Origin of the sequence: Paenibacillus sp. FSL R5-0470 (assembly GCF_037975205.1) — a bacterium.
Lineage (GTDB): Bacteria > Bacillota > Bacilli > Paenibacillales > Paenibacillaceae > Paenibacillus_AQ.
This window is the reverse complement of record NZ_CP150238.1, coordinates 2,010,327-2,026,074: the sequence shown is the minus strand read 5'-3', so window position 1 is coordinate 2,026,074 and position 15,748 is coordinate 2,010,327. Positions and strand designations below refer to the sequence as shown.

Sequence of the window (15,748 nt, the reverse complement as noted above, 5' to 3'; positions counted from 1 at the left end):
CTTATAAGTGCTGGAGGAATTTATATGGTTAGCAATGTCAGAATCGAACAATTATTTACGATTAAGGAATCTATTAATGAGCTTTCAAAGCTTCTAATACAGGTGGTGGAGGAAGGAGCCTCCATTGGTTTTTTACCACCCTTAGATCCGTCAGACTCTACATCATATTGGCACAATGTTTTGGCGCCCGATGTGATTCTTTTTGTCGCAACAATGAATGATATTATCGTGGGAAGTGTACAACTACATTTAAGTACAAAAGCAAACGGAACACACCGAGCCGAAATCGCAAAGCTAATGACACACCCTAATTATCGTCGTAATGGTATTGCTCGTTCTCTTATGGAAAAGGCTGAAGAAAGAGCTAAGCAGGAAGAACGATCGTTATTAGTGCTTGATACAAGAGAAGGCGACCCTTCCAACCTCCTCTATACTTCAATGGGCTACATACAAGCTGGACGTATTCCGAGCTATGCGATATCAGCAAATGGTGAATTACATGCGACGATTTTTTATTATAAGGTCATTGGCTAGACATTTATAAAACACCAAGTTATAGTATTGATAACACTTTTAATAACTATTTTCAAAAGTCTAGAGGTGAATAAAATAAACCAAATCGCAAACAATTCTATTCGTGTTAAAAAGATAAATCAGGAGCTCATCAAGCAAGCCTTGAAATCGATGAAAGAAGGAACCAAATCAACGATTGCAACCGCCACCGGGTTAAGTATTGCCACTTGCGGAAATATTCTGAATGAGCTTATGGAGACAGGTGAAGTCATTGAGACGGAGCTGGAGGCTTCGAATGGAGGTCGGCCGGCCCGAAGATTCATCTATAATGTCGATTTCTCCTACATCGCATGCATCTATGCCAAAATTGAAGATGGCCAACAATCCTTAACCTATGCAGTAACGAATTCCGTTGGCGAACGTGTAGATGATGGATATATCAAGGCTGAGAGTATTGACGCTACAACCATTGATCACTTAGTAGGCACACTAATTCAAGCCTATAACAACATCAAAGCCGTTGGCATTGGAATCCCGGGACTGGTTCACCGAGGCGTCATCAATATTTGTGATATCAACACTTTAATTCACGCTCCCTTAGAGTCACTCCTCAGAGAGAAATACGAGGTTGAAGTCACAGTTGAAAATGACATGAATCTAACCGTTTACGGATTCTATAAACAGCAGGATTACGAAGAGGATAAGACCATCGTCGTGTTGACCTTTATCAAAGGTGCCTTTCCAGGTGCAGGGATGATGATCGACGGGCATATCCACAAAGGCAATACTAGATTCGCGGGCGAAGTCTCATTTTTACCGTTTGGAATCTCTCGTGACGAGCAATTCATTCGTTTGGGGCAGACAGAAACGTTTATCCCATTGGCTGCTCATACCATCGCTTCATTGACGGCAGTTATTAACCCTGAGACGATTGCGCTCACAGGTGAACAAGTTAGACAAGAGGATGTGCCACATATCTATCAAAGTTGTCTGGTATTCATTCCAGAAGAGCATATGCCTCATCTAATTGTGCTGGATCACCCTGATGATTATTACATGAACGGATTAATTGCGATCACACTGGAAAGCTTGACCTATTCGTTGCAGCTGGTTGAGAAGCGGCGGTAAGTATTTTTTATGACCCTAACATTTGCATCATGGTTTGGATCTAAAACCAACAAGAACTTCAGGAGGAATTACGAATGGCAACAAACAAAGAGAATATGATTGCAGGAAAGCTTTACATGGCTGGTGGAGAAGAATTAGCTAGAGATAGCAAAAAATCCAGAATGCTCACTCGTTTATTTAACAATACGACGGAAGAACAAGGCGAATATAGAGTAGAATTACTTAAGCAATTATTCGAGTCTACGGGTGAATCGTTGCATATTGAGCCACCTTTCCGCTGCGATTATGGCAGCAATATTACTGTCGGAAATAACTTTTACGCCAATTTCGACTGCATTATCCTGGACGTAGCAAAAGTAACGATAGGTGAGAATGTTCTCTTTGGACCTAGAGTAAGCGTATATACCGCTGGCCACCCCATAGATGCAGACGTTCGTATTAGTCTGCTCGAATTCGGTACACCGATTACCATTGGAAACAATGTCTGGGTTGGCGGAAATGCCGTTATCAATCCCGGGGTAAATATCGGCAACAATGTAATCATCGGCGCAGGCTCCGTCGTGACTAAAGATATACCTGACAATGTAATCGCAGTGGGGAATCCTTGCAGAGTACTAAGAGAAATTACAGAAGACGATAAACAACACTGGGAGAAGCTTAAAGAAGAGTACTACAGAGACATCGAGCAATAAAGATACCCGATTCTGGAGGTTCTCACGTTGAAAAAGCGTTTTGGCGGATTTAATAAGGTTTATGCCATGCAATTGGCTACGATCTTTTTGGGGTTTATTGTGTTTGGGATATCGGAAAATATTAAAGGGCCAGCCATTCCAAGAATTCAGTTTGACTTCAGTCTGGACGAAAAGCAGCTGGGTACCCTTCTATCCCTAAACGCACTAGGTTATTTAATCGCCTGTTCCTTCACAGCTGTATTGGTTCGTAAGTGGGGAATCAAGGCTGTCAGTATTATCGCTTTCGCATCCATGATATTCTCTGGCGTTCTAATTTACATCTCCCATAGCTATCCCCTCTTCTCGGCTTCATACTTCCTGATGTATATTGGAAACGGAATGCTTGAGATTGGACTTGCCATTCTGGGAGCACGTATCTTCGTTAAAAATACCGGGACGATGATGAACTTATCCCATTTCTTTTACGGATTTAGTTCCACGTTAGCACCCCTACTGGCAACAGGGCTGATGACGGTAAGTGTATTCGGTCATACTCTGGATTGGCGCGGAATGTATCTAATAATGCTTAGCCTTTCTTTACTGCCTATTTTATTTGCCTTACGGAGTACGTTTCCGGGTGACGATCTTCCACATGAGGACCGTATTCCCTTAAAAACACTTGTCCGTGATCCTGCTTTATGGCTAATGGTTCTTATCCTTTCCTTCGGAGTAGTGTCGGAGCTTGCTGTAGGCGGATGGCTCGTAAATTTCCTTGAAAAAGCATACCTCTGGGATACGGTTACTGCTTCTGGGATGCTGTCGACCTTCTTTCTCTGCTTCTCGTTAGCAAGGCTTCTGCTGGGGCCGGTTACAGATAAGATTGGATTCAACCTATCGCTTATCATCTTTTCAGCCTTCTCTGCCCTGTGTACTTTTGCCGCAATTTTGGGTGGTGAAAAGCTCGCCTTTCTATTCGCCGCAGCAGGTATTGGGATTGCGATGATTTATCCAACGGTTATGGCTTTTATCGCCAAAAGATATCCACTTGGTAGCGACACCGCCATCACATTTACAGTCACGTTAATGGGAGTAGGGAGCGTAATTGGCAACTATGCTATAGGTGCTGTGATCGAAGGCGTGAAGCGGCTTTACGGTGCAGAGACGCAAATAGGCTTATTACGCGGACTTCAAGCCGGTTATGGTTTTATCGGATTATGTGCAGCGATATGCGCGATATCCGGTTGTATTCTATATCGTTATTTACATCGCCGACAAGAACTTATCTAACCTCATCTATATTACTTAAAAAACCTGTCGATTGAATCGGCAGGTTTTTTGGATTTGAACTATAGTTTCCCTGTATGTGCTGCACTGTACGATGAGCTAAGATCATGTATGATACGCGTAACAATGGCATCTGCTCTCGCGATTCCGCCAAGACACCTACTGCAGCCCACTCATCAGCCCCAGTATTTTTCTAACAATTTGTTCCTCTTCGTTGCTCACCTTTTCCGTTGCCAATTCACCAAGCTCTGTGTGTTCTCCAACACAAACTGAATGAGCGGAATGTCTAAACATTTCTATGTCGTTAGCATCGTTACCAAAAGCAATAAATTGCTGCGGGTCTACGCCTAATCTCTTTAGTCCTGTCCATTTGTTCACACCTTGTGGACTTATATCAATAATATCTTCTTGTCCATGCTGGTAGATCACAATAGGCAGATTTTGCAGCTTATGTATAAGCTGTTCCCCGTTCAGACTTCTCAAAATAACTACTTTCACAAGCTCATCCAGCTCAGATGGACTTACATTTTTGGCGCGTTGTTCTGGATCTACATTTCTCCGAATGGGATGATCATCAGAACCCGAATATGAATAATCCCAGTGACTGTCAATCAAATAAGCTGCATTAAACTCTTCAATTAATTTCAAGAGGATGTCCGAAGTTTGCGCGTCAAAATGTATAGTCGAAATAACCTCTCCACCTTTTGCAATAAACGCACCATTCCCGCCAACCATTGAAAAATGATGCATATGTGCAGGCAACACAGGCAACAAATCACGAATAGGTCGGGCTGACGCAAAAATAACCTCATGACCTTTTTCAATTAAAGTATCCAAGGCTTGTACGATTCGTTTACTCAGAGGTTTGCCGCTAAAACATATGGTTCCATCTAAATCAAAAATAAATTTCATCGTCTATATCCTCCCCTTTTTCTCTATAATAACGAGTTCGTATATAATAGAAAGGACCGATGTCCAAAAAGGAGTACGCAATGAAAACTATTCAGGATCCAAATCTTATAGCACATTACATTACCCAATTTAATCTAAATCTAGTATTCACGATATCAAAACATGCTTTAATTCAGTTACGTGTCTATGAGCAGAATGAAATCATTTTGCATGAGGGCGATGAGCTGGACGGAATTTATTTTCTAGTGGAGGGGCGTACTAAGGTCTCTTCTAGTGTGGGAACGGGAAAATCCTTGTTATTACGGTTCTGCTCACCCTTGTCATTATTCGGGGACATTGAATACGTGCAGGAGGTTGTGGTCCAATCCCAAGTGGAAGCGGTACAACAAACCTCTCTCTTATTTATCCCGAAACAAAAGGTTGAGTCTGACCTAATGGATAACCATAGCTTTAAAGATTTATTGCTGAAACATCTTTCTTACAAGCTTCTAACCTGCACATCCGCATCACGAACGAACTTACTAGGCGCTGTCGAGGAAAGGTTTGCAAGTTATCTATTAACGATACAGCTCCAACGGGAGTTTGGAAAAGAAATTCAGACACCCTATATCCCAGATATAGCTTCGTTAATTGGGACTACTCCCCGCCATTTAAACCGTGTCATTCAGCGGCTCACCGACATGGAAATTTTATATAAAGTTAAGCAAGAAATTGTAGTACTCGACTGGGAGCGTTTGGATGAAATGTCTAACGGAATAAGATTTGAATAACCTAAAAGCCCATCATTTAATTGAGGATAAAATGATCGATGTCATCATAACGGATATCGATCTTTTCTCCGTTTCTTTTGACAAGATTTATATACAGAGGAGTTGTATCAACACTTCCGCCACCAACTAATACATGGTAGTCATCATTGATTTCATATTTGCGGATGTACAAACCTGAACCGACGTCTTCAAAGGGATAACCTTCAAAATCCTTCCACGACAACGCCTCGCCTTGCTGAGCTAGATCCCGTACTTCATCCATGGATAATATCGCAGTTTTTTTATCATTACAGGCTGAAAGTATAATCGCCAATGCAAACAATAACAGCATTATCAAGTTACGCTTACTTCTCATTCATAAACCTCCCAACTCTTGAATATCCGGTCTCCAGAACGTGGAATACGGTTCAATTGAGGCAAATAGCTCCTCTAGTGTAAAAGGTGTGTTATTCAGAACCATCACGTCCTGAAAAAAACTAAGGTCAAATTGGAAGACCAGCCGCTCACTTTTAGGTGAAGCCATCACATAATGAATATCTCCACCTTTGATGAAGACGAACTCATTTTCTTTTAGCTGCATCGGCTGGTCATTTACTCCAAGGTTCACTTTCCCTTTAACAATCCAGATAATTTCCATTTCCTTATGCCAATGTGGTGTAGTTAATATACTGCCATCGTTCTCAATACAGCGGTAAGGAAAGGCTTTATCCAGTCGTGGGAATTCCAAATAAATGGCCATCTGATCGTCTCTCTTACTTATTTAGTGGATTTATAATCTCATTTATAGCGGACAAAGGCGAGTTTGGCTATTGAAGCTGAAACGTAAAAAGAGCTATCCATTACCCAACCAGGGAGCATGGACAGCAAATTTTAGGGATCGTTAATGATTCAATTTCTCTCATTTCGTAATTGCTCCACCATCCCGACGAAACTGCTTGGGGGTCAAGCCAGTGTATTTTTTAAATAACTGTGTATAGTAACTTTGGCTACAAAATTTAAACATCAAAGCGATTTCGGAAATAGACTGATTCGTGTGAATGAGGATCGACTGCGATTCCTCAATTCTACGCCGGTTGACAAATTCCGTGAGCGGCATACCCGTTTCACGCTTGAAGCGGTCGGACAAATAACTGGGATGCACACCAACATGCCGGGAGATCAGGCTAAGGCTCAAATCTTGAAACAGATGCTCGCGTATAAAATATACGGATAAATTGACAATATGTGAATAGTGAAGGTTCTCCTTCTGCTGGCGCATCACTGTAATGAATTGCAGGACCATTTCATATTCGTATCGATGAAGTGCCTCAATCTCCGTCGTAGCTTCCACCGCACGGATGAACGTATCACTCAGCTGAAAAGCGGTCTCAGGGTCAACACCACCCCGGATAATCGCACGTGTAAACAAGGTGCAGGATGCAATCATAGCGTTTTTCTTGGAGCGCAGCGGATATCGGGCTAGCGTAGCAGCTTCCATTGCGTTAATTCTATGCAGTGCTTCCAGTGCCCGGTTCTCGTCACCAAGTCGGATAGCTTCCAAAAGCTCTTGTTCATAATCCAGCGGAGGATGGACAAATCCCTCTGACAGATCCACAGAACGTGTGGACCAATATTCCGGTAGTTTATGTTGTCCTTTAAGTTGATCCATACTTGTTACCTCACCTAAAAATTTTGATAATATCCTAAATAATTTAGTATAATTCTAGCCCTTTCGGACTTAAAATTCAATTCATAACCATCAAGGGAGGAAACATAAGCATGAGCTGGAGCATTGCCAATCAGGGATTGTCGGCAGATACCCTACTGAATTTGGAAAGTATTTTTGCGCTGGGGAATGGATATTTGGGCGTGCGTGGCAATTTTGAAGAAGGGTATTCCGATAAAGAAATCCGCAGTATCCGCGGAACGTATTTAAACGCCTTTCACGATGTAATTGACATTCCCTATGGGGAGAAGCTATTCGCCTTCCCTGGTACACAGCAAAAATTGGTTAATATTATAGATTCCCAAGGGATAAATATTTATATAGGCGAAGATATGGAGCCATTTGCACTTACAGCAGAGAATGTCCTCGCCTATGAGCGTAACCTCCATCTGGACAAGGGATATTCGGAGCGTAAAATCCACTGGAAATCCCCCTCCGGTAAAGAACTCAAGCTGCATTTCCGTAGACTCGTTTCTTTCACTACCCGTGAACTTTTTGCCATTCATCTGACTGTTGAGCCTATCAATTTCACCGGTCCAATCCGGGTTGTCTCTCGTGTAAATGGCGATGTTAGTAACTATACTAACCCGAATGACCCGCGTGTAGCTGCAGGACATTCCAAACGCCTGAGCGTAGTAGCGTGCGAAGCTCGGGGTGAATATGTATGCCTGGAGAACGTGACGATGTCTTCGGCCCTGCGGACCTCCTGTGTTACCCGACATGAATGGGAAGGGGACTGGCAGGTTGAAACTCAGGCTGGAGAAACCGATGCTACAGTGACGGCAACCGCCTCCTTGTCTGGGCCACTATCACTGACCAAATGGAATGTCTATACCGATACACTACGACATGAACAAATGCTTGTAGATACCGGTATTCAGGTACAAGAATCATTGAAGCACCTCTCCTTTGAAGACATGCTGGAACAGCAGGAGCATTATTTGGCTGATTTCTGGAAGCGTTCCGATGTAGTCATTGAGAACGACTTGTCGCTTCAGGAGGGCATACGTTTCAACCTTTATCAGCTGCTGCAATCAGCCGGACGCGACGCGCATAGCAACATCTCCGCTAAAGGCTTATCCGGTGAAGGGTACGAAGGCCATTATTTCTGGGACACGGAGATTTATATGTTCCCTGTGTTCCTAATGACTTCGCCTGACTTGGCCCGGCAGCTCCTATTATACCGGTATTCCAAGCTGGAGGAGGCAAGGGAACGTGCTAAAGAGATGGGTCACGCCCAAGGTGCATTGTTCCCATGGCGGACGATTTCAGGTACGGAATGTTCCTCCTTCTTCCCATCCGGTACAGCTCAATATCATATCAGCGCCGATGTAGCCTACAGCTATATCCAATACCATCTAGCGGAAGAAGATGACGCCTTCTTGCTCCAATACGGCGCCGAGGTGCTATTTGAGACAGCGCGGCTTTGGATGGAGATCGGTCATTACTACGAAGGCAAGTTTCACATCGATGAAGTGACTGGACCGGACGAATACACATGTCTTGTGAACAACAACTATTACACCAATGTAATGGCCAAACATAATTTAAAATGGGCCGCACGCAGTTTTGCGCGACTTCAAGAATATGACGAGGCTGCATTCCAAGCTTTGTGTGTGCGCCTGCATGTAACTGGACCAGAAGCAGACAGCTGGCTGAAGGCGGCGAATGCCATGCTGCTTCCTTACGACGAGAAGCTGGGCATTAATCCGCAGGATGATACTTTTTTACGCAAAGCGGTCTGGGATTTCGAGAATACACCACCGGAGAAACATCCGTTGTTGCTGCATTACCATCCACTCACGCTATACCGTTATCAGGTCTGCAAGCAAGCCGATACTGTACTGGCTCATTACTTGCTGGAAGACGAGCAGTCGCATGAGACCATTCGTAAGTCGTATGATTATTATGAGCAAATCACTACCCATGATTCCTCCTTGTCCTCTTGCATATTCAGCATTATGGCTTCGAAGATCGGGTATAAGGACAAAGCGTATAACTATTTTATAGAGACAGCGCGGCTCGATCTCGACAATACGCACGGAAACACTAAAGACGGATTACATCTCGCCAATATGGGTGGAACGTGGATGGCTATTGTGTACGGTTTTGCCGGAACACGTCTCAAGGAAAATGGCCTGTCGCTCGCTCCGTCCCTACCTGCGGGCTGGCAGAAATATAACTTCCGCCTCACCTTCCGCGGCCGCCTCATTGCTGTAACCATTCGCGAGGAAGGTGTGGAGCTTGAACTGCTAGAGGGTGAAGCACTTGAACTTACGCTCTACGGCCAATCGGTAACTCTGGGCAACGAGAAGCCGGTAACTCAGGCGCTGCAAGCCTAATCATAAGGAGCGAAACACAATGAATGCAACATCTCAAATTCAAGCCGTAATCTTTGATCTAGACGGCGTTATTACCGATACCGCAGAATATCATTATCAGGCTTGGGGCATGATTGCGAAAGAGCTGAGCCTCCCGTTCACCCGAGAGTTCAATGAGAACCTCAAAGGTGTATCGCGCATAGCCTCACTGGAGTTGCTACTTGGACAAGCGGCAACTCCGCACACCTATTCTCCCGAAGAGATGGAGGAGATGGCGACCCGCAAAAATGAGTTTTATCAGCAACTCATTCAGCAGGTAACCCCAGCCGATGTGCTGCCTGGTATTTCTGAATTGCTCGCCGAGCTGAAGGACCACGGAGTGAAGACTGGCATTGCCTCCGCTAGTAAAAATGCCTTTACAGTTATCCGCCTTCTAGGTATGGAGAAAGACTTCGGAGTTATTGTAGATGCAGCCAAGCTTGCTCGCAACAAACCAGACCCGGAAGTGTTCCTGACCGCCGCCGATGCGCTTGGTGTAGATCCGCAATTTTGCGTCGGGGTCGAAGACGCAGTCGCCGGGGTAGAAGCGATCAGAGCGGCAGGTATGTTCGCTGTATATATCTCCTTACAGGAGAGCTTGTCCAACGCTGATATGAACTTGAACAACACTGCTGAACTTAACTACTCCGAGCTAAACCAACAATTCGCTAATAAGAATAGAGTAACTAAATAATCGGGTATTCCAGTCTCAATATATGTAAGTCACGAACTAAGCCGGCAAGCTCCTAAGGGAAGCTTGCCGGCTTTTGTTTGAAATTTCCAGAAAATCCGCTTCTGATTTCGATCATCAATAACCTATTGATAATATTGCGCTTGCGCTTTCCACATCGAACTATACTCTTGTTGGTCTTTCAACAATTGATCATGTGGACCGTATTCGCGCAATTCACCATTGTTAAAAAGTGCGATTTTATCGCAGAATTTACAAGCAGATAAACGATGTGAGATATAAATAACAGTATGATTTGCTGCCAAAAGATTAAAGTTGTTGTACATCTCAAACTCCGCATAAGGGTCCAACGCAGCTGTAGGCTCATCCAGAATAAGAATAGGTGACTTTTTGAGTATAGCCCTAGCAATTGCTATCTTCTGACTTTCACCACCCGAAAAGTCTGTGCCTCTATCATCAAAGATTTTAAACACCTGTGTATCTAGTCCTCTTTCTAAATATTTCATTTTTGCTCCCACTCCTACTTGATTAAGCACTTCTTCCATTTCCTTATCCGATGTTTCGCTATCCTTCGCGCATAAGTTGTCTTTGATAGAAAATGAAAATAATTTATAATCCTGAAACACAACACCTAAGATTTTCATATATTCATCGTATCGATAATCTTGAATAGATCTTCCATTCAGAAGAATCTCTCCTTGATCAGGTTCATACAATCGGCAAAGCAGTTTAATAAAAGTCGTTTTACCCGCGCCATTTTGACCTACTATGGCTAATTTCTCTCCATTTTTTATGGTCATTGACACATTTTTCAATGAATAGGTCTCACTTCCCGCATATTTAAAAGACACATTACAAAATTCAATCTCAACATTCATGAGTTTCTCAAGACGCTCTTCTCCGCTTTTCATTGTTGGTTTTAGACTTTCAAATTCTCTAAACACCTCAATGTACTTACACATTTGGCGAAAATCAACATAAGCATTCATTCCCAGAGACACTTGCGTAGAAAAGCTATTGGCGGCGGAGATATACATAACAAAACCACCAATTTGAATTTTCCCCGTAACTACTTTCACAACCATGTAGGCGTAGATAATGACCATTTGCAATTGAAGATTAGCACTGGCCAGTCCCTTATATCTCCCTACTTTTTCGTAAAGCCCTCCAAAACCACGAACGCTTTCATTATGATATGCATCCACTTTATTCAGTAAATAAGGAGCCATCCCAAACAAACGGACATCTTTAGCCATGGAAAAATCAACGGCCAGTTTAGAATAATAACCAAATTTCCGATTCAGAGGAGCTAATAATTTATGAAAATTGAATTGAGCTTGTTGCGACTTTTTAAAGATAAAGGTATTAAGTACAATCATCCCAATAATCAGCACGATGATTCCAATGTTTAACGTAGAGATTAAGGCCGTTAGTCCCAATAGGGAGAGCATTGTTTGAAGCAAAATCTTCATACTATCTAGCATTTTACGTATAACATCCTGCTGCCTAATGGGAGTAAGCGCCTGTTCTTTAAGATCTAGCACTTTGGAATTCTCTAAACTCTCATAATCCAGATTCATAATATGATTTCCAATATGTAGCTCTAAACTATCCATGACCACTAAATTGGACAGTTCAATTTGTTTATTAAGATAACTTTGGAGCAGCCCCAAGACAGCATTACCTGCCACCAAAATTCCTATCCAGAGGATAATATACATTTCGCGGCCGGCTCCCATCATTTCATCAATCAAATATTTGGGAAGAATGATGTTTATAAACGGGAAGATTGCACTGCATAATGAAGAAACCACCATTAGCGGAATGTACGATTTAGACATGGTATGTACTAACTTGCAAAAGTAAAGGGTCACATTCCAATCCTTTTTCGGTGCAGGGAATGGATTCATCAGCTAGGATTCACTCCCTTTATAATATTGTGCTTGAATCTGATACATTTGATTGTATCTTCCATTTTGTTTCATTAATTCACTGTGAGAACCCGCTTCGGCAATTTCTCCTTGCTCCATATACAGTATCTGATCACAGAACCGTGTGCTGGACAAGCGATGGGAAATATATAATGCTGTTCTCTCTCCGATCATTTCATTAAATCTTGTATACAGATTGAATTCTGCAATTGCATCAACTGCTGCAGTCGGCTCATCCAAAATAATCAAATCTCCATTCTTATAAAGCGCCCTTGCCAACATCATTCTTTGATTCTCCCCTCCAGAGAACTCAACGCCTTGATCATCTAAAAACTTTTGCATTGGGGTGAGAATACCTGATTTCAATGAGGCGACTTTTTCGCTTAGTCCCGCTTTTTCAAGACTGTCATGAATTCTTAAAGCGTCAGACTCTCTATGTTCTTTTAGAGAAATATTCTCTGCTAATGAGAAAGCGAGTACGCGAATTTCTTGAAATACCGTAGAAAATAATCTCCAGTAATCCGTTTTAGCAAAATGTTTGATATTGATTCCATTCAGCGTAATCTCTCCACCATCGGGTTCATACAACCTGCATAACAATTTGATAAGCGTTGTCTTGCCAGCACCATTATGACCCACAATAGCAAGTCGTTGATGTGGAGGGATGATGAAGGATATTTTATTAAACACAGGCTGGCTAGTACCAGGATAAGTAAAGGAAACTTCTTTAAATTCTATCGAATAAGGGCCAGTTGGGAGTGTATGCATACCTCCTTCCCCCTGCTTATCTTGCGGTATCTCTAAAAAGTTACGGAGTTCCTCTATGTATAAATTCTGTGTGCGCAGATGGGCTAAATCTTTCATAAATCCCTGAAGAACGCCAGAAAATCCAGCGACAGCAGTTGTGTACATCACAAAATCACCTATAGTTATCCTCTGATGAAGGTAAAGATACGCCAAATAACCATATACAATCCCCTCACGGAATAACCGGATCAAAATATCTAATATTTCACTTTGAAAATAAGAGCTGCTGATTGAGGACTGAATTTTCTGTCTATTTTGAACACTTGAATGGTATAGGGAGACCAATGTATTGTTAAAGGAATTAATCCGAATTTCCTTACCAAAAGTAAAGTCTTGCATAATATCCGAATAATACTTTCTCTTCCTCTCCAATTCCGAAAGTTGTTGTTCATGTTCATACTCATAACGTTTAGCACGTAGGGAAAACACATAAGAACACCCAATACTTACAATTAGAAAAACAATAACAGCAAAATTTAATCCTCCAATTACAGTGATATAGCCCACAAAAGTAAGAAATCCAGCCAGACATGAAAAAAATGTATGAAAAAATCCCTGAAACCCATTCTGCACACTTTGTAGAGAACGCTTGGCCTGCTCCATCTGATTAAGATAACCGGGATCTTCTGTATTTTTGAAATCAACATTCATATTTTGTGCAGTGTGGGCGTGGATCTGTTTAAATACAACTTTCATTAATTGAGTTAAACCCAAATTTTGTAGATATCCTGTAAAATAGCTAGTGATAGTCAGTATTAAAAACATCAGTGAAATTAGGAAGATAAAATGTTGAGGTCTTTGCTGTCCCGTCAGTTCATCTATAATAAATTTTGGGAATAGGATTAAAAGGAAGGGCTGCACAGCTAAAAGAAGCGTTACAGTAGAGTAATAAATAATGGAACGTCTACTGTTAATCCATGATGTGGAGAGGACATAGCGAATGCTGGTCCAAGTGGAGGTTAATGATTTTGTTCTCATTACATAAAGTTCCCCTTAGTATTTAAAATGTTTCTTGATTACATTTTATCAATACTATTATTTGGAAACAGTATGAATAAATTAGTATAAACAGTATTATTTTAGGTGGATTAACGAGTGAATTCATGCATCACAAATAAAAAGGTTCTTGCTAGCCGAAGCTAGCAAGAACCTTAATCTTTAGTTTCATCCTCAGAACACCGACTTCTATTCGCCATTGCGGGCATCCTCACAGTATTCCGACTTTATCAGACCTATCTTTAAAAAGCTTCTTTATAGTGAGTCCAAATAAAACACAGCAAGTCAGTGCCGCACAAAAATCAGCAATAGGCTCAGCAATAATCACTGCATCTGTTTTCGGACTAATAAATGTCGGGAGCAAAAGTACTAATGGAATAAGCAAGATAATCTTACGCAAGATCGCGATAAAAATAGAAACTCGTGCTTGTCCCAAAGCAATAAATACTTGTTGAAACGCTAATTGAATACCAAAAATACAAGTGCCAAGGAAAAATATCTTCATTAATCTAGCGGTCAGAGCCACAAGCTCAGGATTATTGGTAAAAATGATAATGGGCAGCTTCGGAACAAAAATGGCCACGCCCCACATCGACAATCCGAAAGCTGCGCAAAAAACACTGCAATATAAAATGGTAGATTTTACACGTGCGAAATCGCGAGCTCCATAATTATAGCTAATAATAGGCTGTGCCCCTTGTGCAAAACCAGATAACAACGTCCCAAATATTTGCATCAGCGTGCCCATAATCCCCATGGCAGCAACGTACATATCGCCTCCAAATTTAGCTAAGGACGTGTTAAATACAATTTGAATTAAACTTTCGGTCGACATCATAATAAACGGAGAAAGCCCCAATGCAAGTACACTTGCCGCTTCTTTAGGTTTAATGCGCATATTCGATAGACGCAAGCGCAGATGAGCTCGTTTAGAGATTAAGAACCCTAATACCCAAATAGCCGAAATAAATTGGGCAATTACAGTTGCCAACGCTGCACCCTTAATGCCCATATTCATCTCAAAAATAAAAATGGCGTCAAGGACGATATTCACAACCGCTCCAATACATACCGTGAGCATGGCTGTTTTGGCGTATCCTTGTGCTGCAATGAACGGATTCAATCCTAAAGAAATGAGCACAGCCACAGTTCCTAGAAGGTAAATGCTTAAAAAATCGTCGGCTAGCGGCAATGTATCGTGACTCGCCCCGAATAACGTTAAGAATGGCGACTTAAAGATAAGAAACAAAGCGGTTAGGATTATGGATGCCATCAGCAGCATAGTAAAACAACTTCCCAGTAATTCTTCTGCTTTTTTATGTTCTCCTTCGCCCATCTTTATGGAAGCTAGGGGTGCCCCACCAGCTCCGATTAGAGCTGCAAATGCTGAAATCAACATAATAATCGGAAAAGATATCCCTATAGCGGATAAGGCAAGCGTTCCCCCCTCCTCCATTCTTCCAAGAAACATCCGGTCAACTACACTGTACATGGCATTGATTAGCTGAGCTATAACGGCAGGAATAGCCAATAAGAAAATAAGCTTGGGTATACTTTGGTTGGCAAAACGATCCTTCATTTGATTATTCATTTATTCATTTCCAATATAGCTTCACGGAGGCTTTTAGGAAGCTTTTTGACAACCATATCGTAGGAATGGTCTATCATGTCAAAGACATCCGACGCTGACAAGGAACCATCGATCATGATTGAATTCCAGTGTTTTTTATTCATATGAAAGCCTGGTCGAACGCAATCATGTTGCTCTCTTAAGTTCTCCGCAATGATCGGGTCACATTTTAGATTTAAGCGAACAACCTTCCCTGTTTCCTCAAAAATAAGTGCGAACATTTTATCAGCCACTTTGATGACCAATGGAGTAGGCCCAAACGGATGCTCCTTAGTCGCCCCTTTCTTTTTCAAACAATATTCGATGATGTTATTCTTCAACTCTCTCTCTCCTTTTCTGATCAAAGATCT

Annotated in this window: 15 protein-coding genes; 7 read left to right on the top strand and 8 right to left on the bottom strand. The window is 42.0% G+C overall.

The window, feature by feature from the left end; translation table 11 throughout:
* Positions 1-24: 24 nt before the first annotated feature.
* The 4 genes from MKY99_RS08715 (at position 25) to MKY99_RS08700 (ending at position 3,599) form a co-directional block, all read left to right on the top strand.
* The gene (locus tag MKY99_RS08715; RefSeq protein WP_339269920.1) at positions 25-534 is read left to right on the top strand and encodes a GNAT family N-acetyltransferase; all 510 of its coding nucleotides are present in this window, start codon (positions 25-27) and stop codon (positions 532-534) included.
* A 66-nt stretch (positions 535-600) separates the two neighbouring features.
* Positions 601-1,641, top strand: coding sequence for an ROK family protein (locus MKY99_RS08710; RefSeq protein ID WP_339269918.1), 1,041 nt, complete (start codon positions 601-603; stop codon positions 1,639-1,641).
* Positions 1,642-1,715: 74 nt separating this feature from the next.
* Positions 1,716-2,333, top strand: a complete 618-nt coding sequence (locus tag MKY99_RS08705; RefSeq protein WP_076283349.1) for a sugar O-acetyltransferase — start codon at positions 1,716-1,718, stop codon at positions 2,331-2,333.
* 66 nt (positions 2,334-2,399) lie between these two features.
* The gene (locus tag MKY99_RS08700) at positions 2,400-3,599 is read left to right on the top strand and encodes an MFS transporter (RefSeq protein WP_339271558.1); all 1,200 of its coding nucleotides are present in this window, start codon (positions 2,400-2,402) and stop codon (positions 3,597-3,599) included.
* A 156-nt stretch (positions 3,600-3,755) separates the two neighbouring features.
* On the opposite strand, the gene MKY99_RS08695 is transcribed toward MKY99_RS08700, so the two are convergent.
* Positions 3,756-4,508 carry an HAD family hydrolase gene (locus MKY99_RS08695; protein ID WP_339269916.1) on the bottom strand — a complete coding sequence of 251 codons (753 nt, stop codon included), beginning with the start codon at positions 4,506-4,508 and terminating at the stop codon, positions 3,756-3,758.
* Between the two features lie 80 nt (positions 4,509-4,588).
* Between MKY99_RS08695 and MKY99_RS08690 the strand changes: the two genes are divergently transcribed.
* On the top strand, positions 4,589-5,278 hold the full coding sequence (locus tag MKY99_RS08690) for a Crp/Fnr family transcriptional regulator (protein ID WP_339269914.1): 690 nt from the start codon (positions 4,589-4,591) through the stop codon (positions 5,276-5,278).
* Between the two features lie 16 nt (positions 5,279-5,294).
* Here MKY99_RS08690 and MKY99_RS08685 read toward each other — a convergent pair whose 3' ends face one another.
* From MKY99_RS08685 to MKY99_RS08675, 3 genes are all read right to left on the bottom strand, one after another.
* Positions 5,295-5,633: a hypothetical protein gene (locus MKY99_RS08685; protein ID WP_339269912.1), complete on the bottom strand. Its 339-nt coding sequence runs from the start codon at positions 5,631-5,633 to the stop codon at positions 5,295-5,297.
* Positions 5,634-6,017, bottom strand: a complete 384-nt coding sequence (locus tag MKY99_RS08680; RefSeq protein WP_339269910.1) for a cupin domain-containing protein — start codon at positions 6,015-6,017, stop codon at positions 5,634-5,636. It abuts the gene before it with no gap.
* Between the two features lie 159 nt (positions 6,018-6,176).
* Positions 6,177-6,926: an AraC family transcriptional regulator gene (locus MKY99_RS08675; RefSeq protein ID WP_076301038.1), complete on the bottom strand. Its 750-nt coding sequence runs from the start codon at positions 6,924-6,926 to the stop codon at positions 6,177-6,179.
* 110 nt (positions 6,927-7,036) lie between these two features.
* Between MKY99_RS08675 and MKY99_RS08670 the strand changes: the two genes are divergently transcribed.
* Together MKY99_RS08670 and pgmB are read left to right on the top strand one after the other, a co-directional pair.
* A complete protein-coding gene (locus tag MKY99_RS08670) occupies positions 7,037-9,325 on the top strand; it encodes a glycosyl hydrolase family 65 protein (RefSeq protein WP_339269908.1) in 2,289 nt (762 codons plus the stop codon).
* Positions 9,326-9,344: 19 nt separating this feature from the next.
* Positions 9,345-10,037, top strand: a complete 693-nt coding sequence (gene pgmB / locus MKY99_RS08665; RefSeq protein ID WP_339269906.1) for a beta-phosphoglucomutase — start codon at positions 9,345-9,347, stop codon at positions 10,035-10,037.
* 122 nt (positions 10,038-10,159) lie between these two features.
* Here pgmB and MKY99_RS08660 read toward each other — a convergent pair whose 3' ends face one another.
* The 4 genes from MKY99_RS08660 to MKY99_RS08645 form a co-directional block, all read right to left on the bottom strand.
* Entirely contained in the window at positions 10,160-11,875 is a 1,716-nt protein-coding gene (locus MKY99_RS08660; RefSeq protein ID WP_339269905.1) for an ABC transporter ATP-binding protein, read from the bottom strand.
* 72 nt (positions 11,876-11,947) lie between these two features.
* A complete protein-coding gene (locus MKY99_RS08655; protein ID WP_339269903.1) occupies positions 11,948-13,750 on the bottom strand; it encodes an ABC transporter ATP-binding protein in 1,803 nt (600 codons plus the stop codon).
* Positions 13,751-13,979: 229 nt separating this feature from the next.
* Entirely contained in the window at positions 13,980-15,359 is a 1,380-nt protein-coding gene (locus MKY99_RS08650; RefSeq protein ID WP_339269901.1) for an MATE family efflux transporter, read from the bottom strand.
* Positions 15,356-15,718: an MmcQ/YjbR family DNA-binding protein gene (locus MKY99_RS08645; protein ID WP_339269899.1), complete on the bottom strand. Its 363-nt coding sequence runs from the start codon at positions 15,716-15,718 to the stop codon at positions 15,356-15,358. Before MKY99_RS08645 ends, MKY99_RS08650 begins: the two co-directional genes overlap by 4 nt.
* Positions 15,719-15,748 lie beyond the last annotated feature (30 nt).

Bases quoted from the DNA above. Each gene is read 5' to 3' on its own strand.
- MKY99_RS08660 (WP_339269905.1), bottom strand. From the start codon at position 11,875: ATGTCTAAATCGTACATTCCGCTAATGGTGGTTTCTTCATTATGCAGT.
- MKY99_RS08670 (WP_339269908.1), top strand. From the start codon at position 7,037: ATGAGCTGGAGCATTGCCAATCAGGGATTGTCGGCAGATACCCTACTG.
- MKY99_RS08715 (WP_339269920.1), top strand. From the start codon at position 25: ATGGTTAGCAATGTCAGAATCGAACAATTATTTACGATTAAGGAATCT.
- MKY99_RS08690 (WP_339269914.1), top strand. From the start codon at position 4,589: ATGAAAACTATTCAGGATCCAAATCTTATAGCACATTACATTACCCAA.
- MKY99_RS08700 (WP_339271558.1), top strand. From the start codon at position 2,400: ATGCAATTGGCTACGATCTTTTTGGGGTTTATTGTGTTTGGGATATCG.
- MKY99_RS08650 (WP_339269901.1), bottom strand. From the start codon at position 15,359: ATGAATAATCAAATGAAGGATCGTTTTGCCAACCAAAGTATACCCAAG.
- MKY99_RS08695 (WP_339269916.1), bottom strand. From the start codon at position 4,508: ATGAAATTTATTTTTGATTTAGATGGAACCATATGTTTTAGCGGCAAA.
- MKY99_RS08680 (WP_339269910.1), bottom strand. From the start codon at position 6,017: ATGGCCATTTATTTGGAATTCCCACGACTGGATAAAGCCTTTCCTTAC.
- MKY99_RS08675 (WP_076301038.1), bottom strand. From the start codon at position 6,926: ATGGATCAACTTAAAGGACAACATAAACTACCGGAATATTGGTCCACA.
- MKY99_RS08685 (WP_339269912.1), bottom strand. From the start codon at position 5,633: ATGAGAAGTAAGCGTAACTTGATAATGCTGTTATTGTTTGCATTGGCG.
- MKY99_RS08705 (WP_076283349.1), top strand. From the start codon at position 1,716: ATGGCAACAAACAAAGAGAATATGATTGCAGGAAAGCTTTACATGGCT.
- MKY99_RS08655 (WP_339269903.1), bottom strand. From the start codon at position 13,750: ATGAGAACAAAATCATTAACCTCCACTTGGACCAGCATTCGCTATGTC.
- pgmB (WP_339269906.1), top strand. From the start codon at position 9,345: ATGAATGCAACATCTCAAATTCAAGCCGTAATCTTTGATCTAGACGGC.